We start from the raw sequence: 13,846 nt of genomic DNA, 5'->3' as shown, positions 1-13,846 counted from the left end.
CGTTGCCCATGGCCGCTTGCGAGCGGTTACCGCATCACAACGCGCCACAATAGTGGCATGACCAAGGTTTTCAAATGGCTGGTGATTGCCGCGCTGGCGCTGATGCTGCTGCTGGCGGCCACGGCCTTCACGCTGCACCGCTGGATCGGCACCGACGACTTTCGCGGCCGCCTGGAGCGCGAGGCCTCCAGCGCACTGGGTGTGCCGGTGGCGCTGGGCAACATTGCGGTGGACGTGTGGCCGCTGCCGGCGGTGGCGCTCAGCGGCATCGAGGTGAAGACCGCCGCGCCCATTACCGTGGGCCGTGTCGAGGTGCGCCCGCTGTGGCGCCCATTGCTCTCGGGCCGCCTGGAGGTGGCGACGCTGCTGGTGCGCCGCGCGGTGATTCCGCAGCGCGGCGTCGATGCGGTGATGCTGGCGATGCAGAAGAAGACTCCGGAGCCCGCAGCGGCCCCCAAAGGCGGCAAGCCGCCCACGCCTGCGACCGATGCAGGCGGTGCGGAGGCGGGCGCGGCGGTGGCGGCTTTTCTGCCGCGCCGCACGGTGTTGGATGACGTGACCTGGGTCAGTGTGGCGGGCGCCCGCACCACGGTGCAGGCCGACGCACAGCTTGGCAGCGACGGGCTGCCGGACAACGCCACGTTCAAATTGCTCAAGGGCCATCCGCAGGGGCTGCAGGCCACGCTGGTGCGCAAGGAGGCGGCGCCTGACCTGGCCAGCGCGGGGCATGAATGGGTCCTGAAGGTCAATGTGGGCGGTGGCACGGTGGAAGGCCCGCTGGGTCTGCAGCGTGCGCCGGGCGCCGAAGGGCGCGGACCGCAGGGCGGTGTGTGGGTGCTCAAGGGGCAACTGAAGACGCAGGGCGTCGAGGTGTCGGCGCTCACCGCGCCGAGCAAGACACTCACCGGTTTGCTGGATGCCACGACCACCCTGCAGGGGCGGGCGGCCAGCACGGCGGCGCTGGCCGAAGCCCTGCAGACGCAGACCACTTTCACGGTGCGCAACGCGGTGCTGGACGGCATTGATTTGGCCAAGGCGGTGCAGACGGTGGGCATCAGCCGCGGCGGGCAGACCCGCATCGACACCCTGGCCGGGCAGGTCACGACGCAGGGCAAGGCGGTGCAGCTGAGCAATCTGGTGGCCAGCTCCGGTGCGCTCAGCGCCACCGGCAGCGTGGCCATTTCGCCCGCCAAGGCGCTGAGCGGACGCGTCACAGTGGCCGTTGCCGGCGACACCAAGGTGGGCAGCGCGCTCGGTGGTGCGGTCGGCGTGCCACTCACGGTGGGCGGAACTATCGACAAGCCAGAGGTGAGCCTCTCGCGGTCGGCGCTGGTGGGTGCGGCCATCGGTACTGCATTGCTGCCGGGCGTGGGCACGGGTGCCGGCGCGAACATTGGCGACCGCATGGGTGAAGGTTTGCGCGGGCTGTTCGGCAAATAAGCTCACCACGCGACGCTTCGCTGCAAAGCGTTACGCCGAGTTACCTTCAGCAACCCACCCAGACCGGCCTGACGGCCATGTCCTACAGGTCGATGCGGGCGCTGCTGAGCGGCTGTGGCGCTGCTGGCTTTTAGCATGGAGCCAAGGGGCAGCACGACTTGCCTGACCCGCCCGACGGACGTCACGCATTGCCATATCGCAGTGACTTGTCGTTCGAACTCTGTAATTCCCCCGACCGCCAGCAGGCGCTGGCTGCATCGGGGCGCGATGAACAGGAGACCGCCATGCTCAAGTACGCGATTATTTTTGCCGTCATTTCCCTGATTGCCGGCGCGCTCGGCTTCGGTGGTGTGGCCGCCGGTGCGGCCGGCATTGCCAAGGTGCTGTTCGGCTTCTTCCTCATCCTCGCCGTCATCTTTGTGGTGCTGGCCGCACTCGGAGTGGGTGCAGTGAAGAAGGTGCTCAAGTGACAGACCCGAAGCACCATCCCAAGGAATCCACTCGCGCCGTCATTACCGCGCCGGCTCTGCTGCCTGCCTTGCCGGCCACGCGCGGCAGCCGTGCGCTGATGCGGCTGCAGGCCGGTGTGGCCGAGCTGCTGCTGGTGTGTCGCCTGCGTGCCCGTCAGCGGGCGGTGCAGTCGGCCGATGTGCTGGAGCGTGCCGCACGCATTGTGTGGGTCACCTGCCAGCACTGGTTTGTGCTGGAGTCGCAGGCGCACCGCCAGCCCCGAACCCGACTTTGATTTTCTGAATTCCCCCACCCCATGCACACCACCGTGATCGACCTGCTGCTGGAATACCAGGTCAGCGCCCCCGCCCATTTCCTGTTTCACATCGAGGCGGCGTTTGACGACGGCCACTGCGTGGTGCAGGAGCGCTTGACCATCACGCCAAGCATGAAGGTGCGCAGCTTTTCAGACGAGCGCAACGGCAACCGCTTCTTTCGCCTCGACGCGCCGCCCGGCGTGCTGTCGGTCAACTACCACGCGACGGTGGAGCTGCACCAGCCGGCGATTCCGCTGCATCTCGACGAGGCGCCGGTGACAACAGTGCCTGACGATGTGCTGCGCTACCTGATGCCCAGCCGCTATTGCGAGTCGGACGTGATGAGCCGTGCGGCGCAGCAGCTGTTTGGGCATTTGCCGCCGGGCATTGGCCGGGTGCGTGCGATCGAATCGTGGATTCACGACTCGATTGCGTACCTGCCGGGCTTCAGCAACTCCACCACCACGGCGCAGGAGGTGTTTGTGCACCGCGCCGGTGTCTGCCGCGACTTCGCGCATCTGGGCATCACGCTGTGCCGCGCCCTGAACATCCCCGCGCGGCTGGTGGTCGGCTATGTGCACTTTGCCGATCCGCCAGAAGACTTTCACGCAGTGTTCGAAGCCTGGCTGGAAGGGCGCTGGGTGCTCTTCGATGCCACGCGCATGGCGCCCATCGACCGGCTGGTGCGCGTCGGCACGGGGCGCGATGCCAAGGACGTGGCTTTCGCTACCATCTTTGGCGGCGTGCAGATGCTGCGCAAGGACATGCGTGTGGTGGAAGGCGACGCCCAGGCGCTGGCTGTCATGCCGCGCTCCGTGTCGGCCGCCCCGGCGCGTTTGTTGACGGCCGGCTAGCGCTGTCTCTGACAGCTCAGGGCGGCGTGGTCAGCAGCTCCAGCCGGTCCAGATAACGGAGCGCATGGGCGTTGCCGGTCGCCCGCGCGTCCTCGTCGGAGCCACACATGTCCAGTGAGGCGGCCAGTCCGCTGCAGACCGCCGGGCGCTCCGGCTGGCCGAAGATCAGGCAGCGGTTGTCGGCATCGAGCTGCACGCAGCGCACACCGGCCGGCTTGCCGTGCGGCATGCCGGGAATCGCAGAGCTGATGGAGGGCGCGATGCAGCAGGCACCGCAGCCGGGGCGGCAGTTCACGGCAGCAATCAGTCCGGTTTGATCTTGGCCCGCGCCACCACCTCTTTCCAGCGCGTCTGCTCGGTCTTGATGAAGGCCGCGTACTGCGCCGGTGTGTCGCCCACGGGCAGGGCGGTGTCGCCGCGCAGACGCTCGGTGGCCTGCGCGTTGCGCATCGCTTTGGCGCAGCCGTCGGCGATGCGGTCGATGTGGGCCTGCGGCATGTTGGCCGGCGCGTTGAGGCCGTACCACTGCGTCATTTCGAAACCGGGGAAGCCGCTTTCGGCCACGGTGGGCACATCGGGCAGCTGGGGCAGGCGGTCCTTGGTGCCGGTGGCAATGCAACGCAGCTTGCCGGCCTTGATGTGGCCCAGAATCGCCGGCGCGCCCACGCTGGCGGCTTCGAGCCGGCCCGCCAGCAGGTCGGTGAGCTGTGGGCCGGTGCCGCGGTAGGGCACATGCAGCACGAAGATGCCGGTGGCCATTTTGAGGTATTCAAACGCCAGATGCCCGGCGCTGCCGTTGCCTGCTGAGCCGTAGTTGAGCTGGCCGGGCTTGGCTCTGGCCAGCGCGATGAACTCTTTGAGGTTCTTCACCGGCACGTCGGCGTTGACCACATACAGGCTGGGCACCTTGGCCAACAGCGAGATCGGCTTGAAGTCCTTTTCAGTGTCGAAGGGGAGCTTGTCGTAGATGTAGGGGTTCACCGCCATGGTGCCGATGTGGCCGAGGATGATGGTGTGGCCGTCGGTGGAGGCGGCGCATTCCTGCATGGCGATGTTGCCGCTGGCGCCGGGCTTGTTCTCGACAAACACGTTCTGGCCCAGGCTTTTGCTCAGCTCGCCGGCAGCCGAGCGCGCCACGATTTCCGAGCTGCCGCCCGGTGCGAAGGGCACCAGTAGGCGGATGGGCTTGGTGGGCCAGGCGGCTTGCGCGTGGGCGCTGGTCAACAGGCCTGGCAGGGCGGTGCTGGCGGCGAGGGCGCCAGCGGTCTGGATGACCTGGCGACGGTTGATGGACTGGTTCATGGGTGTCTCCCTGTAATGGCTTGAAACCCCGACTGTAGGCTTTTTGCAGGCCTTTGCGGCGCGCAGCAGGTACGGGCTTGCACGGGGGTTGCGGGACCTGGCATGCCGGCCGATGTGTCAGCGGATGTGTCAGCACACAGGGCACGGGCTGTCGCATTTTGAGAATTCCCGCAGGCCGCACAGGGTTTGCCCTAGGGGCCGCGCCAGAGCGCAACCGAACAATCGTATGCAGAGTCATTCATAGGCAAGGCCTGTGGGCGCGGTGCGCTGTAGTTGCCGTGGCCGCAGCCATTACCCCAAGGAGATCGGCATGCAAAAAGTGTTGCACATCAACCCGGAGAAATGCACCGGCTGTCTGCAGTGCGAGATGGCGTGTTCTTACGAGAACTACGGCGTGTTCGCGCCAGCCAAGTCGCGCATCAAGGTGTTCGATTTCCACGAGACCGGCAAGAAGGTGCCCTACACCTGCACCCAGTGCGACGAAGCCTGGTGCCTGCATGCCTGCCCGGTCGAGGCCATCACCATGGACAAGCTCACCGGCGCCAAGGTGGTGAACGACAGCACCTGCGTGGGCTGCAAGGTCTGCACCATCGCCTGCCCGTTCGGCACCATCAACTATGTGCAGGAAACCGGCAAGGTGCAAAAGTGCGACCTCTGCGGCGGCGAGCCGGCCTGCGCCGAAGCCTGCCCGACCGGCGCCATCACCTTCATCGACGCCAACTGGACTGGTCTGGACAAGATGCAGGCCTGGGCCGACAAGCTGGGCAACCAGCCGTCTTCCATCTGAGTTTGAAGGAGCACATACATGTCCTGGGCTGGAAAAATCCTCCGCGTCAACCTCACGGCTGGCACTGTCACCTCTGAACCCCTCAACATGCAGTGGGCCGAGAGCTATCTCGGTTCGCGCGGTCTGGGCAGCAAGTACCTCACCTCGGAAGTCAATCCGAAGGTGGACCCGCTGTCGCCAGACAACAAGATCATCTGGGCCACCGGCCCGCTGACCGGCACCATGGCCTCCACTGGGGGCCGCTACACCGTCATCACCAAGAGCCCGCTGACCGGCGCGATTGCTTGCTCCAACTCGGGCGGCTACTGGGGCGCCGAGCTGAAGATGGCCGGCTGGGACATGGTCATCTTCGAGGGCAAGTCACCCAAGCCGGTGTACCTCTACATCAACGACGACGTGGCCGAGCTGCGTGACGCGACCCACCTGTGGGGCAAGAGCGTCTGGGAAACCGAAGCCATGCTCAAGAAGGGCCTGCAGGACCCGCTGATGCGCGTCTCCAGCATCGGCAAGGCGGGCGAGAACGGCGTGCTCTACGCGGCGGTGGTCAACGACCTGCACCGCGCCGCCGGCCGCTCGGGCGTGGGCACCGTGATGGGCAGCAAGAACCTCAAGGCGATTGCGGTGCGCGGCACGATTGGCGTGGGCAACATCCGCGACCCGAAGGCCTTCATGAAGGTCACCTTCGAGAAAAAGAAAATCCTGCACGACAACGCCGTCACCGGCCAGGGCCTGCCGAAGTTCGGCACCCAGGTGCTGATGAACGTCATCAACGAAGTCGGCGGCCTGCCGACCCGCAACCACCAGGATGTGCAGTTTGAAGGCGCCAAAGACATCTCGGCCGAAGCCATGGCCACGCCGCGCGAGACCGACGGCAAGGCCCAGCTGCTGACCAACCAGGCCTGCTTTGGCTGCACCATTGCCTGCGGCCGCATCAGCAAGATGGACGCCGGCCACTTCACCGTGGCCAACAAGCCGCAGTACTGGGGCGCTTCGGGCGGCCTGGAATACGAAGCGGCCTGGGCGCTGGGCGCGGCCAACGGCGTGAAGGATCTGGAGGCGCTGCAATACGCCACCCTGATCTGCAACGAGGAAGGCATTGACCCGATCAGCTTTGGCGCGACCATCGGCGCGGTGATGGAGCTCTATGAAATGGGCGTGCTCACCAAGGAGCAGGTTGGCATCGAGGCGCGGTTCGGCTCGGCGCAAGCGCTGGCGTTTCTGGTGGAAGAAACCGTCAACGGACGTGGCTTTGGCAAGGAAATCGGTCAGGGCTCCAAGCGCCTGACCGCCAAGTACGGCCACCCCGATCTGTCGATGTCGTCCAAGGGCCAGGAATTCCCCGCCTACGACGGCCGCGCGATTCAGGGCATTGGCCTGGCTTATGCCACCTCCAACCGTGGCGGCTGCCACCTGCGCGGCTACACGATTGCGTCTGAGGTGCTGGGCATTCCGGTCAAGACCGATCCGCTGGAGCACGAAGGCAAGCCCGAGCTGGTCAAGGCCTTCCAGGATGCGACGGCTGCGTTCGATTCGTCGGGCCTGTGTGTGTTCACCACCTTCGCTTGGGGCCTGGCCGATCTGGCGCCGCAGCTGCAGGCGGCCTGCGGCGAGCAGTACACCACCGAAGAGCTGGAAAAAATTGGCGAGCGCATCTGGAACATGGAGCGCGAGTTCAACAACGCGGCCGGCTTCACCAAGGCCGATGACTCGCTGCCCAAGCGCCTGCTGACTGAAGCCGCCAAGACCGGCCCCGCCAAGGGCAAGGTCAACATGCTGGCCGAGATGTTGCCCAAGTACTATGCCGCGCGCGGCTGGGACGCTGAAGGCGTGCCGACCAAGGCGACGCGGGAGCGGCTGGGGCTCTGATCCCCGCCGCTGGGTGATGAACACGGGTGGGCACTGCATGCAGGCCCACCCTTTTTACTTGTCACGTTCAAGTTGACTGTTTGAGAAAGCCATTGCCATGACCCACCACGTCATTCTGGGCGCAGGCCCTGCCGGTGTGATTGCTGCGGAAACCATCCGCAAGCACGCGCCCCACGACACTATCACGCTGGTCGGTGACGAGAAGGAGCCGCCGTATTCACGCATGGCGATTCCCTATCTGCTGATGGGTAACATCGATGAGCGCGGCACCTACCTGCGCAAGAGCGACAGCCACTTTGCCGACCTCAAGATCAAACAGGTCACGGCCTGCGCCAGCGCGATGGACGCCGCCAAGAAAACCGTGTTGCTCGACAACGGCCAGACGCTGGCCTTTGACAAGCTGCTGATCGCCACCGGCTCGCGCCCGATGCGCCCGCCGATTCCCGGCATGGACAGCGCCGGCGTGCACCCCTGCTGGACGCTGGAAGACGCGCGCCAGATCATGGCATTGGCCCAGCCCGGCGCCCGCGTACTGCAGATGGGCGCAGGCTTCATCGGCTGCATCATCATGGAGGCGCTCAAGCAGCGCGGCGTGGAACTGAGCGTGGTGGAGATGGGTGACCGCATGGTGCCGCGCATGATGGGCCCCACGGCTGGTGGCATGATCCGCGAGTGGTGCGAGACGCAGGGCGTGAAGGTGTTTACCGGCACCAAGGTCGAAGGCATTGACGCGTCGGGCAAGGGCGGCCCGCTGAAGGTGCGCCTTTCCAGTGGCCAGACGGTGGAGGCCGATCTGGTGATCAGCGCCACCGGCGTCAGGCCCAACATCGCGTTCCTTGAAAAATCCGGCGTGACCTGCCTGCAGGGCGTGCTGACCGACGAACACCTGCAGACCAATGTGCCCGGCATTTACGCGGCGGGCGATTGCGCCGAAGCGTTTGACAAGGTGAGCGGCAAAACCATTGTCAGCGCCATCCAGCCGAATGCGGCCGAGCAGGCGCGCGTGGCGGCGCTGAACATGGTGGGCCAGCGCGCCAACCTGCGCGGCGTGACCCAGATCAACGTGCTCGACACGCTGGGGCTGATCTCCACCAGCTTCGGCAACTGGGAGGGCGTCCCCGGCGGCGAGGGCGTGGAGCTGACCGACCGAAGCGCCGTCAATGGCATGGGCCGGCATCTGAGCCTGCAGTTCAACGGCGATGTGATGGTCGGCTGCAACAGCGTCGGCTGGACCGACCACGTGGGCGTGATGCGCGGGCTGGTTGAGGGCGCGGTGAAACTCGGGCCGTGGAAAGACGTGCTCAAGCAGGACCCGACCAAGCTGATGGAGGCGTACCTGGGCAGCGCGCAGGGGCAGGGCGAATGGACCGGTGCGGCCGACCAGCGGCGGCGCTGATCGCCACGGTATTTGCACATCCGTCATGAAAATCACCTTCAAGCTGTTCGCTACGCTCACCGACTATTTGCCGCCCGAGTCGCGCCGCAGCAACGTGGTTGAGCTTGACGTGGCACCCGAGGCCACCATCAGCCAGATCATCGAGCCCTTCGGTCTGCCGCAAAAGCTGGTGCACCTGGTACTGGTCAATGGCACTTACATCCAGCCCGAGCAGCGCCTGACGCGCACGCTGGTCGAAGGCGACGTGCTGGCCATCTGGCCGCCGATTGCCGGGGGGTAGTGCTTGCAGTCGTTTTACGCGGCGGCGTTTGACCGCGAGATGGGCTGCACCGAAGCCGAATGGCTGGGCTGGCTGCCCGCCGCCATCGGCAGCCACCCATGGCAGCGCGAGGGTGCATCAGTGCAGGTGCAGATTGAGCCGGGAACCTTGAGGATCGAATGGCAGACCGGCGAACCGCGCCTGCTGGGCGGCCTCGCCCGCATTCCCCGGCTGCATGTGCGCTTTGCGTTCAGCGGACTGGACGACGCGCAGCGCTATGTGTTCATGAAGCGCTTTGATCTGTATATGCAGAGGGGTGGGGGATGAGTCAGGGCGTTAGCCGGCCAATCGTCCCGCCGCAAACAACACCTGATCAATCACCGCCTGCACATTCTTGCGGTGCGTCTCGTCGACCAACTTGCCGTAGGCGTCAAAGGCTTCGCCAGCACGGCCCAGCGCAAAGGCCTTGGGAGCGACCCAGCACTGTGCGTTGAGCAGCAGCGGCATCAGGTGACTTTGTGAGCGCAAACCGCCCAGGGCGCCGGTAGAGGCGCTGAGCACGCCGACCACCTTGCCGGTGAAGGATTTGAAGCCTTGCTGCCAGGCCGGGTCGCTTTTCACGGGGCTGGAGGCCCAGTCGATGGTGTTCTTCAGCAGGGCGGTGTAGCTGCCGTTGTATTCGGGCGAGCAGATGATCCAGGCCGGGTGCTCGAACATGATCTGCTTGAGCTTCATCACGTCGGGCGGCGTGCCCTGCGCTTCGAGGTCGGCGTTGTACATGGGGATGTCGAGCTCGCCCAGCTCCAGCAGGGTGACGCTGGCGCCGCTGGCGCGGGCCATGTCGGCGGTGGCATGGGCCAGCTGGCGGTTGAAAGACTTGGCGCGGGTGCTGCCGGCAAAGACCAGCAGCTTGGGTACCGAATGGGTCGGGGTGGTGGGCGTGTTCATCGCGCGATTTCAACACAGTGGGTGAGGGCTTGGCGGTGCGCTGCCCAAAGGGTGTCGAGTGCGGTAAAATGTACGAAATCAATAGTTTTGTACAAAATGCACACCATTCCCTTGAGCGAATTCCGCGCCCATGCTTCCGCCATGATTGATCTGGTGGAAAAGGGCGAGACTGTGCGCATCCTTCGCCACGGCAAGCCGGTGGCTGAACTGGTGCCGCTGAAGGCTGAGGCGCAGACGCGCCTGCCGAGCTGGAAGCAGCCGTTTGAGCCGGTGCAATTGCCACCTGGCGTGTCGCTGTCGCAAGCGGTGCTGGATGAACGGGACGAAGCGCCATGGTGAGCCGGGCCGGCAAATCTGAGCGCGCCTATCCGGCCGTGGTCGCCACGCGGGCGGTGGCCAGGGATGGCGACATGCGCCTGATGTTCGATGCCTCGGCGCTGACCAAGCGGTATGCGTCCGAGCCGGGGCGTGAGCGCGTACTTGCGCTGTTTCAGATGGCAGGTGAGTTGCTGGTGGCGGCGCATTGTCAGACGGAGCTGGCTTCGGCGCTGCTGCGGCGCCGGCGTGAAGGCAACTTGCCACCGGCCGAGTTTGACCGTGTGTGGACAGCGGCACAAAGCGATGTGGCAGACATGATCCGGGTGCCGCTGGACAGCCATGTGGAGCGTTTCGCCTTTGCCGCCATGGAGCACGGCCCGCTGCGCGGCATGGATGCGCTGCACGTCGGCAGTGCTTTGGTGGCACGGGTGGACTTGTTTGTGACGGCCGACCGGCGCCAGGCACAGGCCGCGCGCGGCATGGGACTGCAGACGGAGTTGATTCAGGGCGACAGCGATGTTGCCGCAACAGGAATGGCAGCATGATTTACCCACAGGAATTTGACGTGATCGTGGTCGGTGGTGGCCATGCCGGCACCGAGGCCGCGCTGGCTGCGGCCCGCATGGGCTGCAAGACGCTGCTGCTCAGCCACAACATCGAGACGCTGGGGCAGATGAGTTGCAACCCCTCGATTGGCGGCATCGGCAAGGGCCACCTGGTAAAAGAGGTCGATGCACTGGGCGGCGCCATGGCGCTGGCGACCGACGAGGGCGGCATCCAGTTCCGCATTCTCAACAGCTCCAAGGGGCCGGCCGTACGCGCCACCCGGGCACAGGCCGACCGCATTCTGTACAAGGCGGCCATCCGCCGCATGCTGGAGAACCAGCCCAACCTGTGGCTGTTCCAGCAGGCAGTCGATGACCTGATGGTGGAGGGCGACCGCGTGGTTGGCGCGGTGACGCAGGTCGGCATCCGCTTCCGCTCACGCACGGTGGTGCTGACGGCGGGCACCTTCCTCGACGGCAAGATTCATGTGGGCCTGAACAACTACGCGGCCGGCCGGGCGGGCGACCCGCCTGCGGCGTCGCTGAGTGCGCGCCTCAAGGAGCTGAAACTGCCGCAGGGGCGCCTGAAGACCGGCACGCCGCCACGCATTGATGGCCGCACGATTGACTTCAGCAAATGCATCGAGCAGCCGGGCGATGGCATGCCGGGCGGTACCGACGGGCCGGTTCCAGTGTTCAGCTTCATGGGCGGGGGCATTGCCCACCCGAAGCAGATGCCCTGCTGGATCACCCACACAAACGCCCGCACGCACGAGATCATCCGCTCCGGCTTTGACCGCAGCCCCATGTTCACCGGCAAGATCGACGGCGTCGGCCCGCGCTACTGCCCCAGCGTGGAAGACAAGATCAACCGCTTTGCCGACAAGGAAAGCCACCAGATTTTCCTGGAGCCGGAAGGCCTGACCACGCACGAGATCTACCCCAATGGCATCTCGACCAGCCTGCCGTTTGACATCCAGTACGAGCTGGTGCGCTCGATGGCCGGCATGGAAAACGCCCACATCCTGCGGCCGGGCTACGCCATCGAGTACGACTATTTCGACCCTCGGGCGCTCAAAACCAGCTTTGAAACCCGGGCCATTGGCGGGCTGTTCTTTGCCGGCCAGATCAATGGCACTACTGGCTACGAAGAGGCGGCCGCCCAGGGCCTGTTCGCCGGCATGAACGCGGCGCTGCAATGCCAAGGCAAAGAGGCTTGGTTGCCCAAGCGCGACGAGGCCTACCTCGGCGTGCTGGTGGACGACCTGATCACCAAGGGCGTGACCGAGCCCTACCGCATGTTCACCAGCCGGGCCGAGTTCCGCCTGATGCTGCGCGAGGACAACGCCGACATGCGCCTGACCGAAAAAGGCCGCGAGCTTGGCCTGGTGGATGACGCCCGCTGGGACGCCTTCAACCGCAAGCGCGACGCTGTTTCACGTGAAACAGAGCGCCTTCGCTCCATCTGGGTGAACCCGAACAACCTGCCGGTGGCTGAGGCCGAGCGGGTGCTGGGCAAGTCGATTGAGCGCGAATACAACCTGCTCGACCTGCTGCGCCGCCCCGATGTGAACTACGCCGGACTGATGTCGCTGGAGGAGGGCAAGTACGCCAATCCGGTGCTCGCTGCCGAGATGGCGGCCAGCGACGACATGGCAAAAACTTTGATCAAGGGCGTCATTGAGCAGATCGAGATCACCGCCAAGTACGCCGGCTACATCGACCTGCAGAAGACCGAAGTCGAGCGCGCCGCGCACTACGAGAACCTCAAACTGCCGACCGACCTGGACTACCTTCAGGTCAGCGCGCTGAGCTTCGAGGCTCGGCAAACCTTGGCCAAGCACCGGCCCGAAACGCTGGGCATGGCGTCGCGGATTCAGGGCATCACCCCGGCCACCATCTCGCTGCTGCTGGTGCACCTGAAAAAGAACCTCTGGAAGAACAAGGTGCCAGCCTCCGCAGAACAGGCCCGGGTCTGATGGCGGGCGCAGATCTGCGGGCCACGCTGGTGGCCGGTCTGGCCGAGCTTGGCTTGGAGCTGAGCGAAGAGCAGGTCAGCAGCCTGCTTGCCTATCAGGACCTGATCGGCAAATGGACGCAGGTCTACAACCTGACGGCGGTGCGCGACCCGGCAGAAATGATGACCCATCACCTGCTCGACAGCCTGGCGGCGGTGTTGCCGCTGCGGCGGTATCTGGCGCAGGCTGGTCTGACGTCCGCTCGTCTGTTTGACGTCGGCTCGGGTGCGGGGCTGCCCGGCGTCGTTTTCGCGATCTGCTGCCCGAATGTGAAAGTGACTTGCGTGGACACGGTGGCTAAGAAAGCCGCCTTCATCAAGCAGGCCGCGCTGGCGCTGAAGCTGCCCAATCTGCATGGCCTGCATGCCCGGGTTGAAACCATCACCCCGCCAGCAACCGAACCCTTCGACGTGATCTGCTCCCGCGCCTTCGCCTCGCTGCCGGATTTCACCCGCTGGTCTGCCAGCGCGCTGGCGCCGCAGGGGGTGTGGATGGCGATGAAGGGCAAGCACCCCGACGATGAACTCGCCGCACTGCCTGCCGACGTGACCATGTTTCACGTGGAACAGTTGCGGATTCCGGGGCTGGATGCCGAGCGCTGCATCGTCTGGCTGCGTCAAAAAACCACGGTTTAGGCTTACGCCAGCCGTTTCTGGCCAGAGTGGGCTAGGGGACGTAGGGGCCTGACGTAAACTCACGCCTCACTCGGGGGTTTTTATGCTGGGTTCTTTTGCCGGCGTCGCTGATTACGGCGCCTTTGTCATCGCCATCGTCGTTTTCTTGCTGATCCCCGGCCCCGGCAATCTGGCGCTGATCACCTCGACCAGCAAGGGCGGCATCGCTGGTGGGCTGGGCGCCACTTTCGGCGTGATCGCGGGTGACCAAGTCCTGCTGTGGGCGGCGGTGGCCGGCGTGTCGGCGTTGATGGCGGCGTATCCGACCGCTTTTCATCTGGTGCAGTGGGCCGGTGCGGTGTACCTGGCCTGGCTTGGCATCAAGATGCTGATGGCCAAACCCGGCGATGCCCCCATCCTGCAGATCAAGCCGCGGCACTATTTCCAGCAGGCGCTTTTCATCACCCTGCTCAACCCCAAGGCTATCGTGTTCTACATGGCTTTCTTCCCGCTGTTTGTCGATCCGGCCCAGCACCAGGGCCTGACCACATTTGCGGTCATGGCGGCAACGATTGCCGGTCTGACCTTTCTCTACGGTCTCACCTCGACCCTGCTGACCCACTTTCTGGCCGAACGCGTGCGCGCCAACCCGAAAATCACTAGCCTGCTGAACAAGCTGGCGGGTGTCTTTCTCATCGGCTTTGGCATCAAGCTGGCTGTTTCCAAATAATC

At 65.1% G+C, this 13,846-nt stretch carries 17 protein-coding genes; 14 read left to right on the top strand and 3 right to left on the bottom strand.

Annotated features, from left to right (window positions below):
* Window positions 1-57 precede the first annotated feature (57 nt).
* From AAG793_RS13460 to AAG793_RS13445, 4 genes are all read left to right on the top strand, one after another.
* A complete protein-coding gene (locus tag AAG793_RS13460) occupies window positions 58-1,440 on the top strand; it encodes an AsmA family protein (protein ID WP_341908942.1) in 1,383 nt (460 codons plus the stop codon).
* A 284-nt stretch (window positions 1,441-1,724) separates the two neighbouring features.
* Entirely contained in the window at window positions 1,725-1,910 is a 186-nt protein-coding gene (locus AAG793_RS13455) for a DUF1328 family protein (RefSeq protein ID WP_341909130.1), read from the top strand.
* Complete coding sequence (locus AAG793_RS13450; RefSeq protein ID WP_341908940.1) at window positions 1,907-2,185, top strand: hypothetical protein; 279 nt, start codon at window positions 1,907-1,909, stop codon at window positions 2,183-2,185. The genes AAG793_RS13455 and AAG793_RS13450 overlap by 4 nt, the downstream gene beginning before the upstream one ends.
* 21 nt (window positions 2,186-2,206) lie before the next feature.
* Window positions 2,207-3,061, top strand: a complete 855-nt coding sequence (locus AAG793_RS13445; RefSeq protein WP_341908938.1) for a transglutaminase family protein — start codon at window positions 2,207-2,209, stop codon at window positions 3,059-3,061.
* A 16-nt stretch (window positions 3,062-3,077) separates the two neighbouring features.
* Here the strand turns inward: AAG793_RS13445 and AAG793_RS13440 are convergent, their stop codons facing one another.
* Window positions 3,078-3,356, bottom strand: coding sequence for a YkgJ family cysteine cluster protein (locus AAG793_RS13440; protein ID WP_341908936.1), 279 nt, complete (start codon window positions 3,354-3,356; stop codon window positions 3,078-3,080).
* Between the two features lie 8 nt (window positions 3,357-3,364).
* Window positions 3,365-4,363, bottom strand: coding sequence for a tripartite tricarboxylate transporter substrate binding protein (locus tag AAG793_RS13435; RefSeq protein WP_341908933.1), 999 nt, complete (start codon window positions 4,361-4,363; stop codon window positions 3,365-3,367).
* A 310-nt stretch (window positions 4,364-4,673) separates the two neighbouring features.
* On the opposite strand from AAG793_RS13435, the gene AAG793_RS13430 reads away from it, so the two are divergent.
* From AAG793_RS13430 to AAG793_RS13410, 5 genes are all read left to right on the top strand, one after another.
* The gene (locus AAG793_RS13430) at window positions 4,674-5,150 is read left to right on the top strand and encodes a 4Fe-4S dicluster domain-containing protein (RefSeq protein ID WP_341908931.1); all 477 of its coding nucleotides are present in this window, start codon (window positions 4,674-4,676) and stop codon (window positions 5,148-5,150) included.
* A gap of 18 nt (window positions 5,151-5,168) precedes the next feature.
* Complete coding sequence (locus AAG793_RS13425; protein WP_341908927.1) at window positions 5,169-7,016, top strand: aldehyde ferredoxin oxidoreductase family protein; 1,848 nt, start codon at window positions 5,169-5,171, stop codon at window positions 7,014-7,016.
* 97 nt (window positions 7,017-7,113) lie between these two features.
* Window positions 7,114-8,412: an FAD-dependent oxidoreductase gene (locus AAG793_RS13420; protein WP_341908925.1), complete on the top strand. Its 1,299-nt coding sequence runs from the start codon at window positions 7,114-7,116 to the stop codon at window positions 8,410-8,412.
* Window positions 8,413-8,437: 25 nt separating this feature from the next.
* The gene (locus tag AAG793_RS13415) at window positions 8,438-8,692 is read left to right on the top strand and encodes a MoaD/ThiS family protein (RefSeq protein WP_341908923.1); all 255 of its coding nucleotides are present in this window, start codon (window positions 8,438-8,440) and stop codon (window positions 8,690-8,692) included.
* Window positions 8,693-8,695: 3 nt separating this feature from the next.
* A complete protein-coding gene (locus AAG793_RS13410) occupies window positions 8,696-8,998 on the top strand; it encodes a hypothetical protein (RefSeq protein ID WP_341908921.1) in 303 nt (100 codons plus the stop codon).
* 9 nt (window positions 8,999-9,007) lie between these two features.
* Here the strand turns inward: AAG793_RS13410 and AAG793_RS13405 are convergent, their stop codons facing one another.
* Window positions 9,008-9,619 (bottom strand): NAD(P)H-dependent oxidoreductase, encoded by a 612-nt coding sequence (locus AAG793_RS13405; RefSeq protein WP_341908919.1) that lies wholly within the window; start codon window positions 9,617-9,619, stop codon window positions 9,008-9,010.
* A 96-nt stretch (window positions 9,620-9,715) separates the two neighbouring features.
* On the opposite strand from AAG793_RS13405, the gene AAG793_RS13400 reads away from it, so the two are divergent.
* From AAG793_RS13400 to AAG793_RS13380, 5 genes are all read left to right on the top strand, one after another.
* Window positions 9,716-9,958: a type II toxin-antitoxin system Phd/YefM family antitoxin gene (locus tag AAG793_RS13400; protein ID WP_341908918.1), complete on the top strand. Its 243-nt coding sequence runs from the start codon at window positions 9,716-9,718 to the stop codon at window positions 9,956-9,958.
* Entirely contained in the window at window positions 9,952-10,482 is a 531-nt protein-coding gene (locus tag AAG793_RS13395; RefSeq protein WP_341908916.1) for a type II toxin-antitoxin system VapC family toxin, read from the top strand. Before AAG793_RS13400 ends, AAG793_RS13395 begins: the two co-directional genes overlap by 7 nt.
* The gene (gene mnmG / locus AAG793_RS13390; protein ID WP_341908914.1) at window positions 10,479-12,461 is read left to right on the top strand and encodes a tRNA uridine-5-carboxymethylaminomethyl(34) synthesis enzyme MnmG; all 1,983 of its coding nucleotides are present in this window, start codon (window positions 10,479-10,481) and stop codon (window positions 12,459-12,461) included. The genes AAG793_RS13395 and mnmG overlap by 4 nt, the downstream gene beginning before the upstream one ends.
* Complete coding sequence (gene rsmG, locus AAG793_RS13385; RefSeq protein WP_341908912.1) at window positions 12,461-13,135, top strand: 16S rRNA (guanine(527)-N(7))-methyltransferase RsmG; 675 nt, start codon at window positions 12,461-12,463, stop codon at window positions 13,133-13,135. The genes mnmG and rsmG overlap by 1 nt, the downstream gene beginning before the upstream one ends.
* Window positions 13,136-13,217: 82 nt before the next feature.
* Window positions 13,218-13,844: a LysE family transporter gene (locus AAG793_RS13380; protein ID WP_341908910.1), complete on the top strand. Its 627-nt coding sequence runs from the start codon at window positions 13,218-13,220 to the stop codon at window positions 13,842-13,844.
* The last annotated feature ends 2 nt before the right edge of the window (window positions 13,845-13,846 follow it).

Origin of the sequence: Polaromonas sp. YR568, from assembly GCF_943372955.1 — a bacterium.
Classification (GTDB): Bacteria; Pseudomonadota; Gammaproteobacteria; order Burkholderiales; family Burkholderiaceae_C; genus Polaromonas.
The sequence above is the reverse complement of the archived record's forward strand: the minus strand, read 5'-3'. Positions and strand labels throughout refer to the sequence as shown.

What these genes read in the sequence shown, in the direction of transcription:
- AAG793_RS13430 (WP_341908931.1), top strand. Translation starts at nt 4,674, where the DNA reads ATGCAAAAAGTGTTGCACATCAACCCGGAGAAATGCACCGGCTGTCTG.
- AAG793_RS13395 (WP_341908916.1), top strand. Translation starts at nt 9,952, where the DNA reads ATGGTGAGCCGGGCCGGCAAATCTGAGCGCGCCTATCCGGCCGTGGTC.
- AAG793_RS13400 (WP_341908918.1), top strand. Translation starts at nt 9,716, where the DNA reads ATGCACACCATTCCCTTGAGCGAATTCCGCGCCCATGCTTCCGCCATG.
- AAG793_RS13460 (WP_341908942.1), top strand. Translation starts at nt 58, where the DNA reads ATGACCAAGGTTTTCAAATGGCTGGTGATTGCCGCGCTGGCGCTGATG.
- AAG793_RS13415 (WP_341908923.1), top strand. Translation starts at nt 8,438, where the DNA reads ATGAAAATCACCTTCAAGCTGTTCGCTACGCTCACCGACTATTTGCCG.
- AAG793_RS13435 (WP_341908933.1), bottom strand. Translation starts at nt 4,363, where the DNA reads ATGAACCAGTCCATCAACCGTCGCCAGGTCATCCAGACCGCTGGCGCC.
- AAG793_RS13405 (WP_341908919.1), bottom strand. Translation starts at nt 9,619, where the DNA reads ATGAACACGCCCACCACCCCGACCCATTCGGTACCCAAGCTGCTGGTC.
- mnmG (WP_341908914.1), top strand. Translation starts at nt 10,479, where the DNA reads ATGATTTACCCACAGGAATTTGACGTGATCGTGGTCGGTGGTGGCCAT.
- AAG793_RS13380 (WP_341908910.1), top strand. Translation starts at nt 13,218, where the DNA reads ATGCTGGGTTCTTTTGCCGGCGTCGCTGATTACGGCGCCTTTGTCATC.
- AAG793_RS13455 (WP_341909130.1), top strand. Translation starts at nt 1,725, where the DNA reads ATGCTCAAGTACGCGATTATTTTTGCCGTCATTTCCCTGATTGCCGGC.
- rsmG (WP_341908912.1), top strand. Translation starts at nt 12,461, where the DNA reads ATGGCGGGCGCAGATCTGCGGGCCACGCTGGTGGCCGGTCTGGCCGAG.
- AAG793_RS13420 (WP_341908925.1), top strand. Translation starts at nt 7,114, where the DNA reads ATGACCCACCACGTCATTCTGGGCGCAGGCCCTGCCGGTGTGATTGCT.
- AAG793_RS13425 (WP_341908927.1), top strand. Translation starts at nt 5,169, where the DNA reads ATGTCCTGGGCTGGAAAAATCCTCCGCGTCAACCTCACGGCTGGCACT.
- AAG793_RS13445 (WP_341908938.1), top strand. Translation starts at nt 2,207, where the DNA reads ATGCACACCACCGTGATCGACCTGCTGCTGGAATACCAGGTCAGCGCC.